The sequence below is a fragment of the Tsukamurella ocularis genome (assembly GCF_965138335.1).
Lineage (GTDB): Bacteria > Actinomycetota > Actinomycetes > Mycobacteriales > Mycobacteriaceae > Tsukamurella > Tsukamurella ocularis_A.
In genome coordinates, this window is the sequence record NZ_CBCSDV010000001.1 from 243620 (window position 1) to 259407 (window position 15788).

19 protein-coding genes are annotated in these 15788 nt (G+C 70.8%); 6 read left to right on the forward strand and 13 right to left on the reverse strand.

The annotated features are described in order from the left end of the window. Window positions 1-38: 38 nt before the first annotated feature. The 5 genes from ACNAYW_RS01270 (at window position 39) to ACNAYW_RS01290 (ending at window position 4793) form a co-directional block, all read left to right on the forward strand. On the forward strand, window positions 39-1067 hold the full coding sequence (locus ACNAYW_RS01270) for an ATP-dependent DNA ligase (protein ID WP_415847942.1): 1029 nt from the start codon (window positions 39-41) through the stop codon (window positions 1065-1067). Continuing rightward, window positions 1067-2155: a DNA polymerase domain-containing protein gene (locus ACNAYW_RS01275; protein ID WP_415847943.1), complete on the forward strand. Its 1089-nt coding sequence runs from the start codon at window positions 1067-1069 to the stop codon at window positions 2153-2155. Before ACNAYW_RS01270 ends, ACNAYW_RS01275 begins: the two co-directional genes overlap by 1 nt. A 51-nt stretch (window positions 2156-2206) precedes the next feature. Beyond that, window positions 2207-3730 carry an esterase-like activity of phytase family protein gene (locus tag ACNAYW_RS01280; RefSeq protein WP_415847944.1) on the forward strand — a complete coding sequence of 508 codons (1524 nt, stop codon included), beginning with the start codon at window positions 2207-2209 and terminating at the stop codon, window positions 3728-3730. Window positions 3731-3804: 74 nt separating this feature from the next. Then, a complete protein-coding gene (locus ACNAYW_RS01285) occupies window positions 3805-4155 on the forward strand; it encodes an ArsR/SmtB family transcription factor (RefSeq protein WP_415847945.1) in 351 nt (116 codons plus the stop codon). Then, window positions 4152-4793 carry an SRPBCC family protein gene (locus tag ACNAYW_RS01290; protein WP_415847946.1) on the forward strand — a complete coding sequence of 214 codons (642 nt, stop codon included), beginning with the start codon at window positions 4152-4154 and terminating at the stop codon, window positions 4791-4793. Before ACNAYW_RS01285 ends, ACNAYW_RS01290 begins: the two co-directional genes overlap by 4 nt. Before the next feature lie 4 nt (window positions 4794-4797). Here ACNAYW_RS01290 and ACNAYW_RS01295 read toward each other — a convergent pair whose 3' ends face one another. Then, entirely contained in the window at window positions 4798-6297 is a 1500-nt protein-coding gene (locus ACNAYW_RS01295) for a PE-PPE domain-containing protein (RefSeq protein WP_415847947.1), read from the reverse strand. Window positions 6298-6426: 129 nt separating this feature from the next. Between ACNAYW_RS01295 and ACNAYW_RS01300 the strand changes: the two genes are divergently transcribed. Then, on the forward strand, window positions 6427-6867 hold the full coding sequence (locus ACNAYW_RS01300; RefSeq protein ID WP_415848209.1) for an SRPBCC family protein: 441 nt from the start codon (window positions 6427-6429) through the stop codon (window positions 6865-6867). Window positions 6868-6895: 28 nt separating this feature from the next. On the opposite strand, the gene ACNAYW_RS01305 is transcribed toward ACNAYW_RS01300, so the two are convergent. From ACNAYW_RS01305 to ACNAYW_RS01360, 12 genes are all read right to left on the reverse strand, one after another. After that, on the reverse strand, window positions 6896-7189 hold the full coding sequence (locus ACNAYW_RS01305) for a DUF1330 domain-containing protein (protein ID WP_415847948.1): 294 nt from the start codon (window positions 7187-7189) through the stop codon (window positions 6896-6898). Window positions 7190-7624: 435 nt separating this feature from the next. Then, a complete protein-coding gene (locus tag ACNAYW_RS01310) occupies window positions 7625-8302 on the reverse strand; it encodes a glycine-rich domain-containing protein (protein ID WP_415847949.1) in 678 nt (225 codons plus the stop codon). 1 nt (window position 8303) lies between these two features. After that, entirely contained in the window at window positions 8304-9995 is a 1692-nt protein-coding gene (locus tag ACNAYW_RS01315; protein ID WP_415847950.1) for a phage upper tail fiber protein, read from the reverse strand. Further along, the gene (locus tag ACNAYW_RS01320) at window positions 9979-10308 is read right to left on the reverse strand and encodes an LtfC-like domain-containing protein (protein WP_415847951.1); all 330 of its coding nucleotides are present in this window, start codon (window positions 10306-10308) and stop codon (window positions 9979-9981) included. The genes ACNAYW_RS01315 and ACNAYW_RS01320 overlap by 17 nt, the downstream gene beginning before the upstream one ends. Beyond that, a complete protein-coding gene (locus ACNAYW_RS01325) occupies window positions 10305-10592 on the reverse strand; it encodes a hypothetical protein (RefSeq protein ID WP_415847952.1) in 288 nt (95 codons plus the stop codon). Before ACNAYW_RS01325 ends, ACNAYW_RS01320 begins: the two co-directional genes overlap by 4 nt. After that, complete coding sequence (locus tag ACNAYW_RS01330) at window positions 10589-11755, reverse strand: hypothetical protein (RefSeq protein ID WP_415847953.1); 1167 nt, start codon at window positions 11753-11755, stop codon at window positions 10589-10591. The genes ACNAYW_RS01325 and ACNAYW_RS01330 overlap by 4 nt, the downstream gene beginning before the upstream one ends. A gap of 2 nt (window positions 11756-11757) precedes the next feature. Beyond that, window positions 11758-12096, reverse strand: a complete 339-nt coding sequence (locus tag ACNAYW_RS01335; RefSeq protein WP_415847954.1) for a hypothetical protein — start codon at window positions 12094-12096, stop codon at window positions 11758-11760. Beyond that, the gene (locus ACNAYW_RS01340; RefSeq protein ID WP_415847955.1) at window positions 12093-12551 is read right to left on the reverse strand and encodes a hypothetical protein; all 459 of its coding nucleotides are present in this window, start codon (window positions 12549-12551) and stop codon (window positions 12093-12095) included. Before ACNAYW_RS01340 ends, ACNAYW_RS01335 begins: the two co-directional genes overlap by 4 nt. After that, window positions 12548-12946, reverse strand: coding sequence for a phage holin (locus tag ACNAYW_RS01345; RefSeq protein ID WP_415847956.1), 399 nt, complete (start codon window positions 12944-12946; stop codon window positions 12548-12550). Before ACNAYW_RS01345 ends, ACNAYW_RS01340 begins: the two co-directional genes overlap by 4 nt. 1 nt (window position 12947) lies before the next feature. Further along, window positions 12948-14507, reverse strand: coding sequence for a hypothetical protein (locus ACNAYW_RS01350; protein ID WP_415847957.1), 1560 nt, complete (start codon window positions 14505-14507; stop codon window positions 12948-12950). Continuing rightward, window positions 14504-15358: a hypothetical protein gene (locus tag ACNAYW_RS01355; RefSeq protein WP_415847958.1), complete on the reverse strand. Its 855-nt coding sequence runs from the start codon at window positions 15356-15358 to the stop codon at window positions 14504-14506. The genes ACNAYW_RS01350 and ACNAYW_RS01355 overlap by 4 nt, the downstream gene beginning before the upstream one ends. After that, window positions 15355-15780: a phage gene 29 protein family protein gene (locus ACNAYW_RS01360; RefSeq protein WP_415847959.1), complete on the reverse strand. Its 426-nt coding sequence runs from the start codon at window positions 15778-15780 to the stop codon at window positions 15355-15357. The genes ACNAYW_RS01355 and ACNAYW_RS01360 overlap by 4 nt, the downstream gene beginning before the upstream one ends. Between the last annotated feature and the right edge of the window lie 8 nt (window positions 15781-15788).

The following is a 15788-nucleotide window of genomic DNA, read 5'->3' on the forward strand; positions in this document are numbered from 1 at the left end:
GGGGCCACGTGTCGGTGGCCCCGCCTACGATCGTGGCTGTGGACCTCCCCGTGAACCCGCCGTTGGACCCGATGCTCGCCAAGGCCGCGAAGGCGGTCCCGGGCGAGGGGTATTCGCACGAACCCAAGTGGGACGGCTTCCGCGCCCTGATCTTCCGCGACGGCGACGAGGTCTTCATCGGCTCCCGCAGCGGCAAGGACCTCGGCCGCTACTTCCCCGAGGTCGTCGCCGCCGCGCGGGCCGAGCTGCCCGAGCGCTGCGTGCTCGACGGGGAGATCGCGGTCGCCGTGCGCCGCGAGGGTCGCAAGCGGCTCGATTGGGAATCGCTCTCCGCGCGCATCCACCCCGCCGAGTCGCGCATCACGAAGCTCGCGGAGGAGACGCCGGCGATCTTCATCGGCTTCGACGCGATCGCCATGGCCGACGTGGATCTCACGGGCAAGCCCTTCAGCGCGCGCCGCCAGGTGCTCGTGTCCGCGTACGCCGGGACGGGGACCTGCAGGATCAGCCGGGTCACCACCGACGCCGCCGCCGCCGCGGACTGGTTCGAGCGGTTCGAGGGCGCCGGGCTCGACGGAGTGATCTCCAAGCGGATCGACGGGCACTACCTGCCCGGCAAGCGCGAGATGATCAAGGTCAAGCACGCCCGCACCGCCGAGGCCGTGGTCATCGGCTACCGCCCGCACAAGTCGCAGCCGAACGCCGTCGGCTCCGTGCTGCTCGGCCTGTACCGGGACGGGGAGCTGCTGCCGATCGGCGGCATCGGCGCCTTCACCGCCGCCAAGCGCGAGGAGTATCTGCAGCTCCTCGAGCCCATGCGCACCGCCGACTCCGTGCAGGGCGAGCCCAACCGCTGGGCCACCCCGGAGAAGACGGGGGAGTGGGTGCCCGTGCGCCCCGAGCTGGTCGTCGAGTTCGATTACGACCAGATGGAGGGCATGCGCCTGCGGCACACCGCCAAGTTCCAGCGCTGGCGCCCCGACCGCGACCCGTCGAGCTGCGGCTACGAGCAGCTCGAGGTTCCCGTCAACTACGACCTCGACGATGTGCTGCAGGAGGGCGAGTGATGGCGAAGGCCCCGGCAGCCGAGGTGGTGGTCCCCGGGCCCGACGGTGACCGCGCCGTCCGGGTCTCGAGCCCGGACCGGATCATCTACCCGGCGACCGACCTCACCCCCGAGGTCTCCAAACTCCAGGTGGCGCAGTACTTCGCTGCCGTCGGCGAGCCACTGCTCGCGGCCATCGGCGACCGCCCCACGGCGCTCGAGCGGTGGCCCGGCGGCGTCCACCCCGGCGGCCGGCTCGCCCAGGGGCCACAGGACAGGGACGCCGACGGCTTCTACCAGAAGCGGATGATGAAGGGCGCTCCCGACTACGCACAGACGGTGCGCATCGCCTTCCCGTCCGGCCGCCCCGCCGACGAGCTGTGCCCCTCCGAGATCGCGATCCCCGTGTGGTGCGCGCAGATGGGCACCATCACCTTCCATCCCTGGCCGGTGCGCAGCGCCGATGTGGACCACCCCGACGAGTTGCGGATCGACCTCGATCCCCAGCCCGGCACCGACTTCCGCGACGCCGTCCGCGTCGCGGGCATCGCCCGCGAGCTCGCCGACGACCTCGGCCTGCGGGCGTACTGCAAGACCTCCGGCAACCGCGGCGTGCACGTCTTCATCCGCATCGCGCCGCGGTGGGACTTCGTGGACGTGCGCCACGCCGCCATCGCCTTCGGCCGCGAGCTGGAGAAGCGCGACGACGGCGTCACCACCGCGTGGTGGAAGGAGGAGCGCGGGGAGCGGATCTTCGTGGACTACAACCAGAACAGCCGCGACCGCACCATCGCGTCCGCCTGGTCGCTGCGCGCCGTGCAGGGCGCCACGGTCTCGACGCCGCTGACGTGGGACGCGCTGGCCGAGCTGAAGGACCCGCACGAGCTCAACCTGTTCACCGTGCCCGAGCGCCTGGCCGATGGGAACCCGTGGGCCGACATGGACGAGGTGGCCCACGACCTGACGCCCCTGCTGGAGAAGTGGGAGCAGCACCCCGTCGAGCTGAACTACCCGCCCGATTACCCCAAGATGCCCGGCGAGCCCCCGCGCGTGCAGCCCAGCAAGAAGGTCGCCGAGCACTGGGACGCCGAGGGCAACCGGATCGAGTAGGTGGGCGATCGGCGGCACGCGCGGTTCACGGTGGTCTGGTAAGCACAGGGCATGCGTTCGAACCGCCGCCTCGCCGTTGCCCTCGTCGCCGTCCTCGCGGGCGGCTCACTCGTCGCCTGCTCCTCGGGCGGAGGAGAGGACGCCGCGAAGCTCGACCTCAAGACCGGCACGAACTCGCCGATCACCATCACCGCCGCGCAGCTCGCCGGGCTCGCCCAGGGCGGCGCCGTGGTGGACGTCAAGCCCACGGCCGACGGAACCGTCGAAGCGGCGAAGGGCGGCGCCCTCGTCTTCAAGCCCAGGGCCGGATTCACCGGCTCCGTGCAGCTCAAGGCGGTCGTCTCGCCGGCGGTCGCGCTGTACTCGTCGAACATCCCGCCGCTCGCCACCGTCGGCGGTGTCTCCATCGACGGCAGCGGCTACGGCTCGTCGTGGACGCCGGTCCCCGGCGCGCCCGGCGAGTTCTACGGTCTCACCGACCGCGGCCCCAACGTGGACGGCCCGAACAAGGACGAGAAGGTCGTCGCGACGCCGGACTTCACCCCGCAGATCGGCCGGTTCAAGCTCGAGGACGGCGCCGCCGTGCTGCAGAGCGTCATCACCCTCAAGGGCCGCGACGGCCGCCCGCTCAACGGCCGGAACGACACCGCGGCGCCGACCGGCGAGAAGATGCTCGACCTCGACGGCGTGGAGCTCCCGCCGACCGACCACGGCATCGACTCCGAGGGCCTCGTCGCCCTGCCCGACGGCTCCTTCTGGGTCTCGGACGAGTACGGCCCCTTCCTCATCCACTTCGACGCCAACGGTCAGGAGCTCGAGCGACTGCTCCCGGGCCGAGGGCTGCCCGAGGTCCTCAAGAGCCGCACGCCCAACCAGGGCATGGAGGGGCTCACCGTGACGCCCGACGGCAAGCGCCTGGTGGGAATCATGCAGTCCGCCTTGAACGTTCCCGGACTGAGCGGCAACGCCAAGGAGGTGCCCGTCACGCGCATCGTCGCGATCGACCTCGCCACCAAGGCCGTCCAGCAGTACGCCTACCTGCTGGACAACCCGAAGGACACCAAGAAGGCCGTCTCCGAGATCACGGCGATCTCCGACACGGAGTTCCTCGTCGACGAACGCGATGGGAAGGCCGCCCCCAAGGCGAACAAGACGATCTACCGGATCAGCCTCGACGGCGCGACGCCGCTCGGCGAGCAGAACCCCGAGACGATCGCCGGCGTGACCACCACCGCGGAGGCCGAGGCGGCGCTCAAGGGCGCGGGCATCACCCCGGTCCGCAAGACGCCAGCCCTCGATCTCAGCGGCCTCGTCGACAAGCTCAACCCCGCCGGGAAGTTCTTCGGCCACGACAAGGTGGAGGGCCTGGCCTCGCCCGACGGCGGGAAGACCCTGTTCATCGCCAACGACAGCGACTTCGGCCTGGCCGGTATCGCCGGTCCCAAGACCCCGTTCCAGCTCAAGGCGAAGACCCTCGCCAACGGCCTGCAGGACAGCCTCGAGGTGCTCAAGGTCGACACCACCAAGCTGAACGAGCCCGCCGCCGAGCGCACGATCACCGTCACCGTCGGGTAGCCCGACCAGGTATTTCCCGCCTCGACCTATTTCATCCTTGACTTATATAAGTCAAGGATGAAATAGTCGTTCTCGTGCACGCCTTCGACATCCTCGGTGACCCCGTCCGCCGCCACCTGATCGAGCTCCTCGCTCGTGGGGAGCTCTCGGCGGGGGAATTGAGCGACGAGGTGCGTGCGCGTTTCGGCATCAGCCAGCCCGCGGTCTCGCAGCACCTCAAGGTGCTGCGCGAGGCGGGCTTCGTCACCGTCCGGCCGGAGGGGACGCGCCGCCTGTACGCGGTGCAGCCCGAACCCCTGCGGGAGGTCGACGACTGGCTGGTCCCGTTCCGGCACTTCTGGGAGCCCAAGCTGTGGGCCCTGGGAACGGAGATCTCGCGCGGCAAGAAGGCGCGCCGAACGGCTACCGAGAAGGACGAACAATGACGTACGACATCGACGATCTCGCCGCGGCCCAGCCCGCAGCGGTCACCCGGCGCGCCGAGGTGCGCGACAGCGGCGAGGGAGACGTCTTCGTCTCCGCCTCGCTCAGCCAGACCTACCCCACCGACGTCGCCGACCTCTGGGACGCGGTGACCAGCGCCGAGCGCCTGCCGCGCTGGTTCGCCCCCGTCCACGGCGATCTCGCCCTCGGCGGTCGTTTCCAGGTGGAGGGCAACGCCGCCGGCACCGTCCTCGAGTGCGACGCCCCGCGCCGCTACCTCGTCTCCTGGGAGATCATGGGCGGCACCTCGCAGGTGGAGGTCGTCGTCGAGGCCGACGGTGACGGTGCCCGCCTCACGCTCACCCACTCGGGCGAGAACGTGCGGGACTTCTACGAGCAGTTCGGCCCCGGCGCCACCGGCGTCGGCTGGGACCTCGCCTTCCTGGGCCTGAGCGCCCTCCTCCGGACGGGCCAGGACCGCCCGGAGGACGCCGAGGCGTTCTTCGCGACGCCCGCCGCCAAGGGGCTGGTCGCGGCGTCGGCGAAGGCGTGGACCGAGGCGACGATCGCCGCCGGCGTGCCTGTGGATCAGGCTGTCGCGCAGGGCGAGCGCACCGCCGCCTTCTTCTCGGGCGAGTAGTCGCTCAGGCCGCGGCGGCCGCCACCACCGGCTCGTCCGCGGCGGGCTCGTCCGCCTCGGGCTTCGACTCGGTCGCCGTCGGTGCGGTGGTCTTCTCCGCCGAGGTCGCCGCGGGGGCGGCGGTCTCCTCGGCCGTCGTGCTCGGCTCGGCCGGTCCGCTCGTCTCGACGGTGCCGGTCGGCGCGGCCTCCGAGGACGGATCGGACTGCGGCTCCGTGGTCTTCGGCTCCGCGGTCTTCGCGAGCTGCAGCAGGGGCGACTGCTCCCGCGTGGTCTGCGGGGCCGACGGTTCCGGGGTCGTCGTCTCGGCCGTGTCCGCGGCGCCGGTCGTCGCCGGAGCGTCGCTCGTCGCCGGGGCGGTCGGCTTCGGCGCGAGGAACTTCGAGGCGTCGCCCGTGCCGGTCACGGCCTGCCCGACGCCCTGCGCGGCGGCACCGATCAGGTCCACGCCGAGGCGCAGCGGGTCGATCACGGGGAACAGCCCGAAGGGGCTCGCGGCGCCGTAATCGCGGCGGTCGTAACCGGTTTCGATGAGCACGCGGGCCACGGGTGAGACCAGGTCGACGAAGGGCGTGACCAGCCCGGTGGTGCCCGTTGCCTCGCCGAGGTCCAGCAGTGGCAGCATGAGCGGCAGGATCTTCGCCGGCAGCGTCACGTAGCGGGTGTCGCCGCTCACCTGGCAGTGGGTGCCGGCGGTGCAGTTCGCGGTGGCCGCCTCGACGGCCGCGCGCACCTCGTCCGGGGTGTAGCCGATCGGGGTCGCCGACGGATCGTCGGAGCCCTTGGGCGCCAGCATCTTCCCGTGGACGTACCAGAACCCGGCGAGCGCGTTGGCCGTCGCCAGCAGGTTGCCCGGGTACTTGGGGAAGTCGGTCACGCCGTCGTACTGGAAGCCCACGTCGGTGGTATTGACGGGGCGGGTCGGGGTGCCGGTGTTCGTCGGCGTACCGGGGCCGAAGGTCACGTCGAGGATCGGGATGTGCCCGAGGAACGAGGGCCGGGTGAAGAGGCCGCCGTTGGGCCGGCTCGCGTTGCCGATGAGCACGAAGGAGACGGTGTCGGGCACGCCGCCGTTCTCGGCCAGCTGCTTCTTCATCGCCGTGACCACCGTGCCGCCCTGCGAGTACCCGAAGATCACGATCGGCGAGTCCTTGTCGGTGGCGGCGTACTGCTCGTTCAGGCTGGTCACGCCGCTCGCCACCGAGTCGTCCCACTTCGCGCCCTGCAGGCCGCCCCAGCCCTCGAGCGGGACCGGCCAGAACTCGGCGATGTAGGGCACCGGCTTCGCGACGCAGTCGGTGACGCCGCACGCGCCGGTCGGTGCGACGTAGTAGCCGATCGCGTGTTCCTGGTAGCCGGTGACCTTCGACGGGTCCTTGGTCCCCGTTCCGGGGACGACGAGCACCGTCGTGGCCGCCCAGGCGACCGCGGAGGTGAACGTGAGGGCGATCGCACCGAGCAGTGCGACCAGGACGTATCCGAGCTTGCGGGCGGTTTCGCGCATGACGGTGCGACCTCTCGTGTTCAGGTTGCGCTCAGTTTCGCACGACGTGCCTCGTTGCGCTTGCGAACCGCATCGGTGCGAACCGCCCGAGCGGGGACCGGACCGTGCTTCACTGGTCGCGTGTTCGAGATGGAGCGCGACCCGACGATCGTCGAGCTGGACCGCTTCGTGCCGCGGGCCCCGGCAACGGTCTGGCGCGCCCTCACCGAGCCCGAGATCGTGGAGCAGTGGCTGGTGCGGTCCGTCGGGCTCCGGCCCGAGGAGGGCACGACCTTCATCCTGGAGATCCCGTCGGACCCGCCGGGAGAGGTGTCCTGCGAGGTGATCACCGCCGTTCCCGCCGAGCGCTTCACGCACAGCTACACCGATCTCCGTGCCCCGCGCCCTGCACGGTGGGTCGTGGACTGGCGGCTGGTGCCGGAGGGGAAGGGCACCCGCGTCGTGATGACGATGTCGGGGTTCGACGCCGGCGACCGGAAGCAGATGTTCGCCCGCAACGCCGCGGAGCGCGGCTACCGCAACACGCTGATCCCCAAGCTGGCCGACGCCGCGGCGGCCATCACCGACTGACGGGTCGCGCTGCGATGCGGTGTCGGGATCAGCCGAGGCCCTCGACGATGCGGAAGTCACGCTCCACGGCGTCGCCGAGCGCGGCCAGCGCCTCCTGATACGCCGCGCTCTCGCGGGCGGCGACGGCCTGCTCGAAGCTCGCGAACTCGATCACGATCGTTCGCTCGGCGACGCCCTGCTCGTACGGGGCGACGCGACCGTCGCGGGAGAGGAGCCGCCCACCGCCGGCCTGGACGGCCACGCGCGCCAGTTCGTCGTAGGCGGCCAACTTCTCGGTGTCCTTGATGGCGTGGTAGACGCTCACCCAGTAGCCCTTGGCCACGGTGTCTCCTTGCTCGGAGTGAGGGTTCCCACCGATCAACCGACGGGGTGCGCCCGTTATGCCGACGAACGACTCAGGGGCGGCTCCGATGACATCGGAACCGCCCCTGATCTGCGGAGGATAGGGGATTTGAACCCCTGGTCCTTCCTGGTGTTTTCATGCCTTGACCTCAGTCTATTCGGTTTTCGGGGGTGTTGACGGGAGGTCTAAACCCACAGGTCAGATTCGAGCCCGTTGACGGCGTCAACAGGAGGTTTGGCGGCTCGCGCTGGAGTACTTCGAGAACCACCCGAAGGTCAGTCGCCCCCACGAACGATGGAAGCGGCCCCCGACTGGTGAGAGCCGAGGGGCCGCCCGCGATGTGGCATGATGCGTCTCACGCCTATTTAGTTGTGGTGCACACCTTACCGAGTTCGTGCGCGCCCGGGAACCGAATCAGTACGAGCGGAAGCGGTACCGGATTTCGCCTCGCCCGCCCGCGCCGGAGTACTTGTTCAACCCGTTCTGCGTCCACCCGACGCTCGGGCCGCCGAGCCCGCCGCCGCCCGGCGGGTTGCCGTCGACGATCGTGGTGTCGTCGGCGTTGCCGGGCGAGTTCACGTCCGACGACCCCGGCAGGCTCAGCGCGGCGACGGATGAGGCGGCCGCGCCCCGGCCGGTCCGGGTGTTGTTCGCCGTGTTCCCGGCGGGACCGAGCGAGCCGGCCGACGCGATCACCGTGCTCCCGCCCTTCGTGACCGTGGAGGCGGTGCCGTCCTCGCCCTTCGTCTTCACGCCGTTGCGGCGCGTGCCGCCGGTACCCACGGTGTAATTGAAGACGTCGCCCGGCTTGACGGGCACCGTGGTCGATTGCCACACGGCGGCCGGGGCGCCTGTGCCCGCTGCGGTGGTGATCCCGTTGTCGCCCGTCGAGCCAGACGCGGCGCCGCCGATGGCGCCCACGTCCATGAAAGCGGCGTACGAGGGCGCGGTGAACGAGCCTGACCCGGAAGTGAGCACCGTGTCGACGGGATCGCGGCGCCAGACCTCGACGGTGCCGAGGAAGGCGCGGAGGACTGGCGTGGTTCCGCGGTAGATCGCTCGGACGAGGCTCCCGCCCCGGTAGATGGGCACGTCAGACCACCAGGTAGACGGTCGCGCTGTCTTTGGTCCCGATGGCGTCGTAGTTCGCCTGTGTGCCGTCCCACAGGGTGCGGCTCGCCGGGGTGCCGTTCGCGGAGCCGGTCACGCGCCCGGTGCCCATCTTCGCCGGGGTGATGGCGCCGTCGGCGACCTTCGCGGTGGTCACCGAGTTGTCCGTCGGCACGCGCTGGTCGCTGAGCCGCGGGTCGTTGCCCTGCGCCGAGGTCCCCGCGGTGGTGCCGTACGGGACGGAGAGTGTCCGGTCCGTGGTGAGGTCGCCGCCGCCTGCGAGGCCCGTGCCCGCGATGATCTTGCGCGCGGCCGGCGCCTTCGCGTCGAGCGCGGCCTGTGTGGCGGTGCTGACCGGCTTGGCCGCGTCGCTCGTGTTGTCGACGGCGCCGAGGCCGACGTCCTGCTTGCCGAGCACGACCGGGCCGTTGTACCCGTTCACGGACGTGACTGCGTCCGTGGGGGCGACGGCGAGCACCCACGAGGCATCCTGCGAGGGGTCGGCGTCCTTGAGGAAGTACGTGCCGCGCCCGGGATTCTGTAGCTGGACGCACCGGTCGCCCGGCTGCACGTCGGTGCTGGTGAGGGCGAGACGTTGCGCGGTGGTGTCGACCACCTTCGTCTCGATGGTGGCGAGCGCCGGGATCTGCGACGACGGGATCTTCCCGTCGACCAAGTCGGCCTTCTTGTTCCAGCCCTTGACGGTGGGGTGGTCCCACGTGCCGCCGAGCTCGCCGTCCTGACCGCCGGGGAGCAGGATGCCGCCCTTGGTCATCGCGGTCGCGTCGGCCACGCCCGCGTTGACCGCGCTCTCGGCCCGCGTAGCGGCGTCCTCGGCGCGCTGCGCGTCGGCACTGGCGGAGTTCGCTCGAGACTCCGCGTTCGCGGCGCTCGCGCCGGCCTCGGCCGCCTTGCTCGTCGCGGTGTCGCGCGACGCGGCGGCGTTCGTCTCGGACGTCGAGGCCTTGCTCGCGTTGGTGGTCGCACCAGTGGCCGCGGTCTCGGCGCGATCGCGCGCCGCGGTGGCCGCGATGGCCTGCGCGCTCGCGTCGCTCGCGCTCGCGGTGGCGGCGTCGCGCGCCTGCGTCGCCTCGTCGGCCTTCGTGGTGGCGACATTGCGGGCGGTGTTCGCGTCCGCGGCGAGAGCTGCCGCCCCCGCCTCGCTGTCCGCGGCCTCCTCGGCGGAGGACTGCGCGGCGGCGCGCGACGCGGCGGCCTGAGTGGCACTGTCGGCCGCCGCCTGCGCGCTGGCCGAGGCGGCGGCGATCTGCGGGACGGTTACCCGGTCGGCCGTGCCGTCGCTCGCGGAGAACGCGAGCTTGTCGCCCGCGATCGTGACCCCGGTGTACCCGCGGCCGGTGTCGCCCTTGTCGCCCTTGAACGGGGAGCCGTTCGTCTCGGCCGGCCACTCGGTGCCGGACCAGACGAACAGCTTGCCCGCTGCAGGTGAGCCCTCGGGACCCTGGACAACGTAGGACGCGCCAGCCTTGCCAGGGTCCACCGGGAGGTCGGCGTACGTGGCGACGGCGCCCGTGAGGTTCACGCCCGCGCCGTCCTTGCCCTGCACGACGAGGATCTCGACGCCCTCGATCGACGGAGCGTCGAGCACGGACACGTCGGTGCTGGGCACCTCGATACTCAGGTCCGGGTCGGACCAATCAAGCGGGGTCGACACGCTTCACCTTCCCGGTCGTGATGACCTTGGGGTTGCCGTTCGGGGTCTCGGGCGTCTTGATGTAGAACCAGAACTCGGTGCCGTCGGGGATGGTGTCGGCGGTGGCGGCCTCGATGTGCGCGGTGAGGGTGCCGTCGGTGATGGCGACCTCGATGTCGAGCGGCGTAGGCAGCCATGCGCGGAACCACGCGGTGGTGCCCGTCGGTGGGATCCACGGCTCGCCCTTGCGGAGGAACCGGGCGGCGACGTCGATGTCCTCGCCGCGATGGAGGGTGATGTCGCGCTTGGGCGCGCGACTGCGCCACGTGCTCATGGCTGCTCCTGTTCGGTGACGGTCCAGCCGAGCTGGCCGAGGATGTTGGCGTGGGTGTCTACCTCGTAGCCCTGGGCGAGTGCCTCGACGCTGTCACCCGGGATCACGCCGTCGGAGTTGACGCCGACGGCCTGCCATCCGGCGTTGTGCCAGCCTTCGGGCGTGGGGATCACGGTCATGGCGACGTGGTCGAATCCGCCCCACGGGGTGTCGAGCTCGTAGAGGCGGGTGTTCCCCATACCCCCGGCCCAGGTGCCGAGGTCGGCGCGTTCGATTGCGATCATGCTGCGGTCTCCATCGTGTAGAAGGTCCAGACGTCGACGCGTCCGTTGCGGCCAGGGCCGCCGTTTCCGGGGTTGTACGGGCCGCCGCCCCACGGCTTGGTGCCGACGGCCGCGCCGCCTCCGCCGCCTCCGCCCCCGGGGTCGCCTCCCGGTGCACCGTTCTGCCCGTCGGCGTTGGCGCCCGCCGCACCGCCGCCAGCGCCGCCGCCGCCAGAGGCGAGGCTGTCGTCGGAAGCTGCGTCGGCGCCGGCCTCCGGCGCGGTGCCGGGTGACGTCGAGGGGAACCACCCGCCGCTGTTCGTCGCGGGCGCGCCGCCTCGGCCGCCAGCGGCGCCGGAGGTGGATTCGCCGTTCTCGCCGAACGCGGCGGCGTAGGTCACGGTGACGTCGGTGACCGCGCCGTCGGCGTTCTTGGTGGTAGCGATCTTGCTGACGTAGACGCCGCCGCCACGCCCGCCATCGCCAGGACGCGCGGCCGAGCCCATGACCCCCTGGACGGTCTGGATCGAAGTGCCACCCGGGACCGACGCGAGCAGGTTCGAGAACTTGGAGAGCCCGCCGAGCTGGCCGTAGCCCGGCGAGCTCGCACCGACGCCACCCGCGCCAACCGTGACGTCACGCTCGCCGGTCCCCATCTGCGCGGGAGTGACCTGCCGGTAGGTGAGGCCGCCGTTTCGCCCACCCGGCGGGCCGTCGCCCGCGCCGTTCGCGTTCTTCCCGCCGCCCTCGGCGCCGCCGATGCACTGGATGCCATAGCCAGTGCGCTTGGCTCCGGGCGGGATCGCGGGCGGGGTCCACTTGCCGTTGGCGACGTAGGTCTGTCGGATGAAGTACTGACCGTCGATGAATCCTGTTGTGACGGCGATGTTCGCGGTCGCCGCTGCCACGGATCCGGCCTGCGCGGCGACCTTCTCGACGGTGCCGACGCGGCCGGTGAGGAGGTTGACTGCCCCGCCGATGATGTTGATCGCGTCGCCGAGCACGGGCACTTTGGAGAGCGGCGAGTTCTGAAAGTCTCGGAACCAGTTGCCGATTCCCTGGTAGGGCTTCTGGTGCTGGCCGAGCATGTCCTCCTTCCACTCGGCCTCGGTGGTCTGCGCCCACGTTGCGTACGACTCGGCGTTGGCGGCGGTGCTCGGTGTCTGGCCGTTCGGCGTGGTCATAGCTAGATGACCCGCTTGACGGTCGAATTGGCGCGACGCAGTGCCGCCGCGGCGAGCGGGTGGTCCGCTTCCAGTAGGGGGAGAACCTCGTCCACTCGCTCGGTGAGGTGGTCAACAGCCTCGCGGGTCTGACGCATCTCGGTTCGCACGGTTGAGAGCTCCTCTCGAACCAGCCCGAGCTCCTTGTTCACCTCAGCCGCGAGACTTGCGGCGGTTGTGGTGATGATCTGGGCCGCCTCGGCGCGCGACTTCCCGCGGCCGGCGATCGCGCCGATCAGGGCCACGACGATGGACCCGATGACGCCACCGCCGCCGAGGCCGACGATCAGGTCGGTGGTCATCGCACCCCCTGGGCGCGCAGTGCTCGCGCGAGCACGCGGGTCTGGTGGATGCGGCGGCCGTCGCGGAGGATGATCGCCGCGGTGCACACGGTGAGGCCGACGTAGCCCCACACGGCGAACACGCCGGTTCCCCACCATGGGGACTGCAGGACCGCGGCTACGTAGGTCGCGAGGCACGTGACGACGCCGAGGTTGCCGCCGAGCTGTAGCCACAGGCCGGACCACTTGTTCGGGACGCGGGTCCCGATGAACACGACGAGCGGGCAGGCGATCATGAGCGCGATCCAGGTGTAGTGGGCGTGCGCGCCCATGGCCTGCTGGATCGTCGAGGGCGCGCGGCCGAACGACGCCATGTACACGCCCGCGAACAGGTAGCAGGTGTACATGACCGCCTGGTAGAGGCGGACGGTCTCGCTGTCGATGAGCTGCCAGAATCGAGCGATCACGGGGCTCACCAGTTCTCACCCCCCTCGGCCGGGGTGGTCTCTGTGTTCGCGCCGGCCACGCCGCCGCCGAGCAGAATCGGCACGATGGCGGAGACGATGGCCCACTGCGCATTGGTGACGACGCCGACGAGGGCGAGCACGGTGCCGAGGGCTGCGAGCACGGGGTAGAGCCAGCGGCGGAAACCGCTCGCGGTGTTGACAGCTGCGAGGCTCGCGTCGGTGACGGCAACGACGAGGGCGACCGCTGCGGCAACGATCTGCGCAGTGTGCGCTGTGAATGCCGACGTGCCGAGCAGGATGCCGGCGACCGCGGGCGCGGCCGAGTGGATGAACGCACGCACGTCGCCCCACGTGCGGATGTTGAGCAGCGATGCGGGGTTGGTGGTTTCGGGGAGGCGGTGCATTTCAGGCGTCCTTTCCGATGGTGACTACGCCGTCGGGCGACCACGTAGCGGTGACGTGCTCGAACGACTGAATCCGGGTGCCGTCGGGGCCGTCGGTCTCGTTGGTGATCGGCCATCCCCACGGGCCGGCCTCCCAGCCGGTGGCGGCGTAGCGCTTGCCGATGGCTCCGGTGACGTACGCGCCGCGCTCCGAGTCGTTCTTGCGGAACAGGACTCCGCCCTCGAAGGCCTGCACACCACCGTCGGGGAGCACGGTGTGCCCGCGGGCCGGGAAGCCGAGCGGACCGGCTTCGTAGTCGAGGGCCGCGTACGCCTCGAACAGGCCGCCCTTGGGGACAGGGATCGCGGCGGGAGCGCCCTGCTTGTAGTAGATGGCGCCGTTCTCGAACAGGGCGACCTTGCCGCTGCCCGCCGGGCGGGTGTTGCCCTCGCCCTGCGTGATCCGTTTGCCGAGCCAGTTCGCGGCCACCTTCGCGGCGATGTCGATGAGGTTCGGCGCCGGGGTGAGGAGGGCCTGAGCTCGGCGAAGGAGCTCGTCCATCGGGAAGCCGTCGCCGGGGTCGGTGTGGCCGCCGCCGCGCTGTCCGAAGTCGCGGTGACCGACGTTGCCGCTCGCCTTCACCGGCCAGCCGGAGCGCCCACCGTCGCCCACGTACGTGAGCGGAACGCCGAACTGCTGGTTCACGGCGACCGCGATGCGCGCGCCGCGGTCGAGGGCCAGCGACTCGGACAGGCCGTCACCCGAGTCGTCGCCGTCGTCGAGCCACTGGTTGCGGGTCCACTCGGCGAACGATCCCGCGAAGCACACGTGCACGCCGATGTCGTTTGCGGCGGCGGCGGCCCACGGGCCTTCGCCGACGGGGACAATCTCGACGGTGTCGCGGCCGTCGACGGCGAAGTTGTACGCGACCGGGTTGGGACCCTCGGCGCTGTTGATGCAGAACGTGGCGAGGTTGACCGCGGTGCTCTTGGCCTGCTGCGTGTGCCACACCAGGTATGGGGTGCGCGTGCGGGGGCCGTTGCTGTTGCCGATGCCGGCGCTGTCGGCGTTGTAGCCGTGCATGACCTTGGTGATGCCGTAGTCGGGCATGGGGGCGCCTCCTGTGGTGGGTGCGGGATTCGGGGCCGCGGTTGTGGCGAGCCGGTCGTAGATCCGCTGCGCCTCGCCCATGCGGGTGGCGTAGCGGTCGGGGTAGGCCGACTGCTGGACCTGCTGGGCGATTCGGCCCGCGGCAGCATCGGTCGTGGCGGTGGCGTACGGGAGCTTCACGAGCTCGGCGTAGAACAGGCGCGAGCTCAGTGTCGGATCCATCCGCTCGCGGGCGGACGTTCCCCACCACGGGGCGCGCTGCTGGAGCGGGCCGACGCTGTTGGCGTCCGACCCGACGGCGTCGTGGGGCTCGTTCATCGAGGCCGGGTCGGCGCGGTTGGCGTAGACCGTGAGGTTGGACTCGACGAGCCCGGTCGCGATGCAGATCACGATGCCGCGGGGCGCCACGTCGAGGCGGCGGCCCTCCGCGATGAACTCAGCGGCGACCTGGTCGGGGGTGCGGTAGGTCATGCGATGGCCTTCTCTCGAGAGATGCGCCAGGCGATCTGGCGGGCGAGGAGCTCGATGCCGGAGACGGGCCGGTTGGCGCTGTCGCGCCACATCGGCAGGCCGTAGTCGAGCGTGTGAGTGCGCTGCATGAATGCGGCGAGGTCGCCGATCCACGTCCACCAACGGGGGTTCGCCCAGTTGCCCACGTTCGCGAGGTTCTCGACGATGCCCTCGATGCCGCCTTCGCGGAGCTGCTCGACGAGGTCGCCGGGGCGCCGGAAGTCGAAGGCCATGACGGGGCCAGCGAACGCGTGCAGTGGGGACACTGCGGGACACGAGGTCATGACGTCGCTGGGGTTGGCGATTTCCACGAGCGGGACCGCGGTGCCGAGGGAGTGCACGGCGGTCCCGGTGCCCTGCGTGGCGTAGATCCCCGAGCGGCGGTCGTTGGCCCGGGTCATCGGGTTGTGGTCGAGCCCCTCGGGGAGGCCGTAGATCGTGCCGGCGCGGCGTGACGGGCTCGCGATGTGCCCGTACATGAGGCAACGGTGATCGCCGCCGTAGAGCTTGAGGTGGCGCGCGGTGCCCACTGCGCCGAGGCTGTAGCCGAGCACGATGTACCGGTCGTCGGGGCCGAGTTGCGCGATGCGGGCGCGGAGCCACGCGACGATCTGGTTGGCGGAGTTGTTGCCTGACGGGGCGAGCGGGTCGCGAGTCGCGTTGTTGAGCGAGATGGATGCCGCGTGCACGACGTGCTCGACCCGGACGTCGGGGTGCGCTCTGCGCACGAGCGCGATCACGTGGCCGAGCATGTTGCCCTCGTACGGCTCCGTAGTGCCACGGGCATCGAAGATGAAGAACCGCTGGGTCATTGGGCGCCGCCTTCCAGCTGCGTGTTGTTGGCCTCGGTGAGCTTCTTGATGAGCACGGAGCGGTCGTAGGGCGACATGTTCTCGACGACGGCGTCGAGCTTGTCGGCCTGCGTGCCGCCCTCGGGGTACGGGCCGTCCTTCCAGACAGGCGGGTTGTAGAGCTGGTGGACACCGCCGTGCGCGGGCATCTCCAGGTGCTTGCGCGGGCCGGGCTCGTGCCCGCACTCGGGGCAGCGGATCATCGCGCCGAGCTCCCACCAGTGCTTGGAGAGCATGCGCAGGTAGCCCGTGGTGAACGGGAGCGCGCCGCCGGTAATCATCGGCGCGCCGACGAGGAGCCACAGAAACATCTCCTCCGGGTCGTCGAGGTTGCAGTTCTCGCGAGTCGGGAAGGTGTCGGGGCCGAAGGTAACGTTGGGCATTTTGTTGT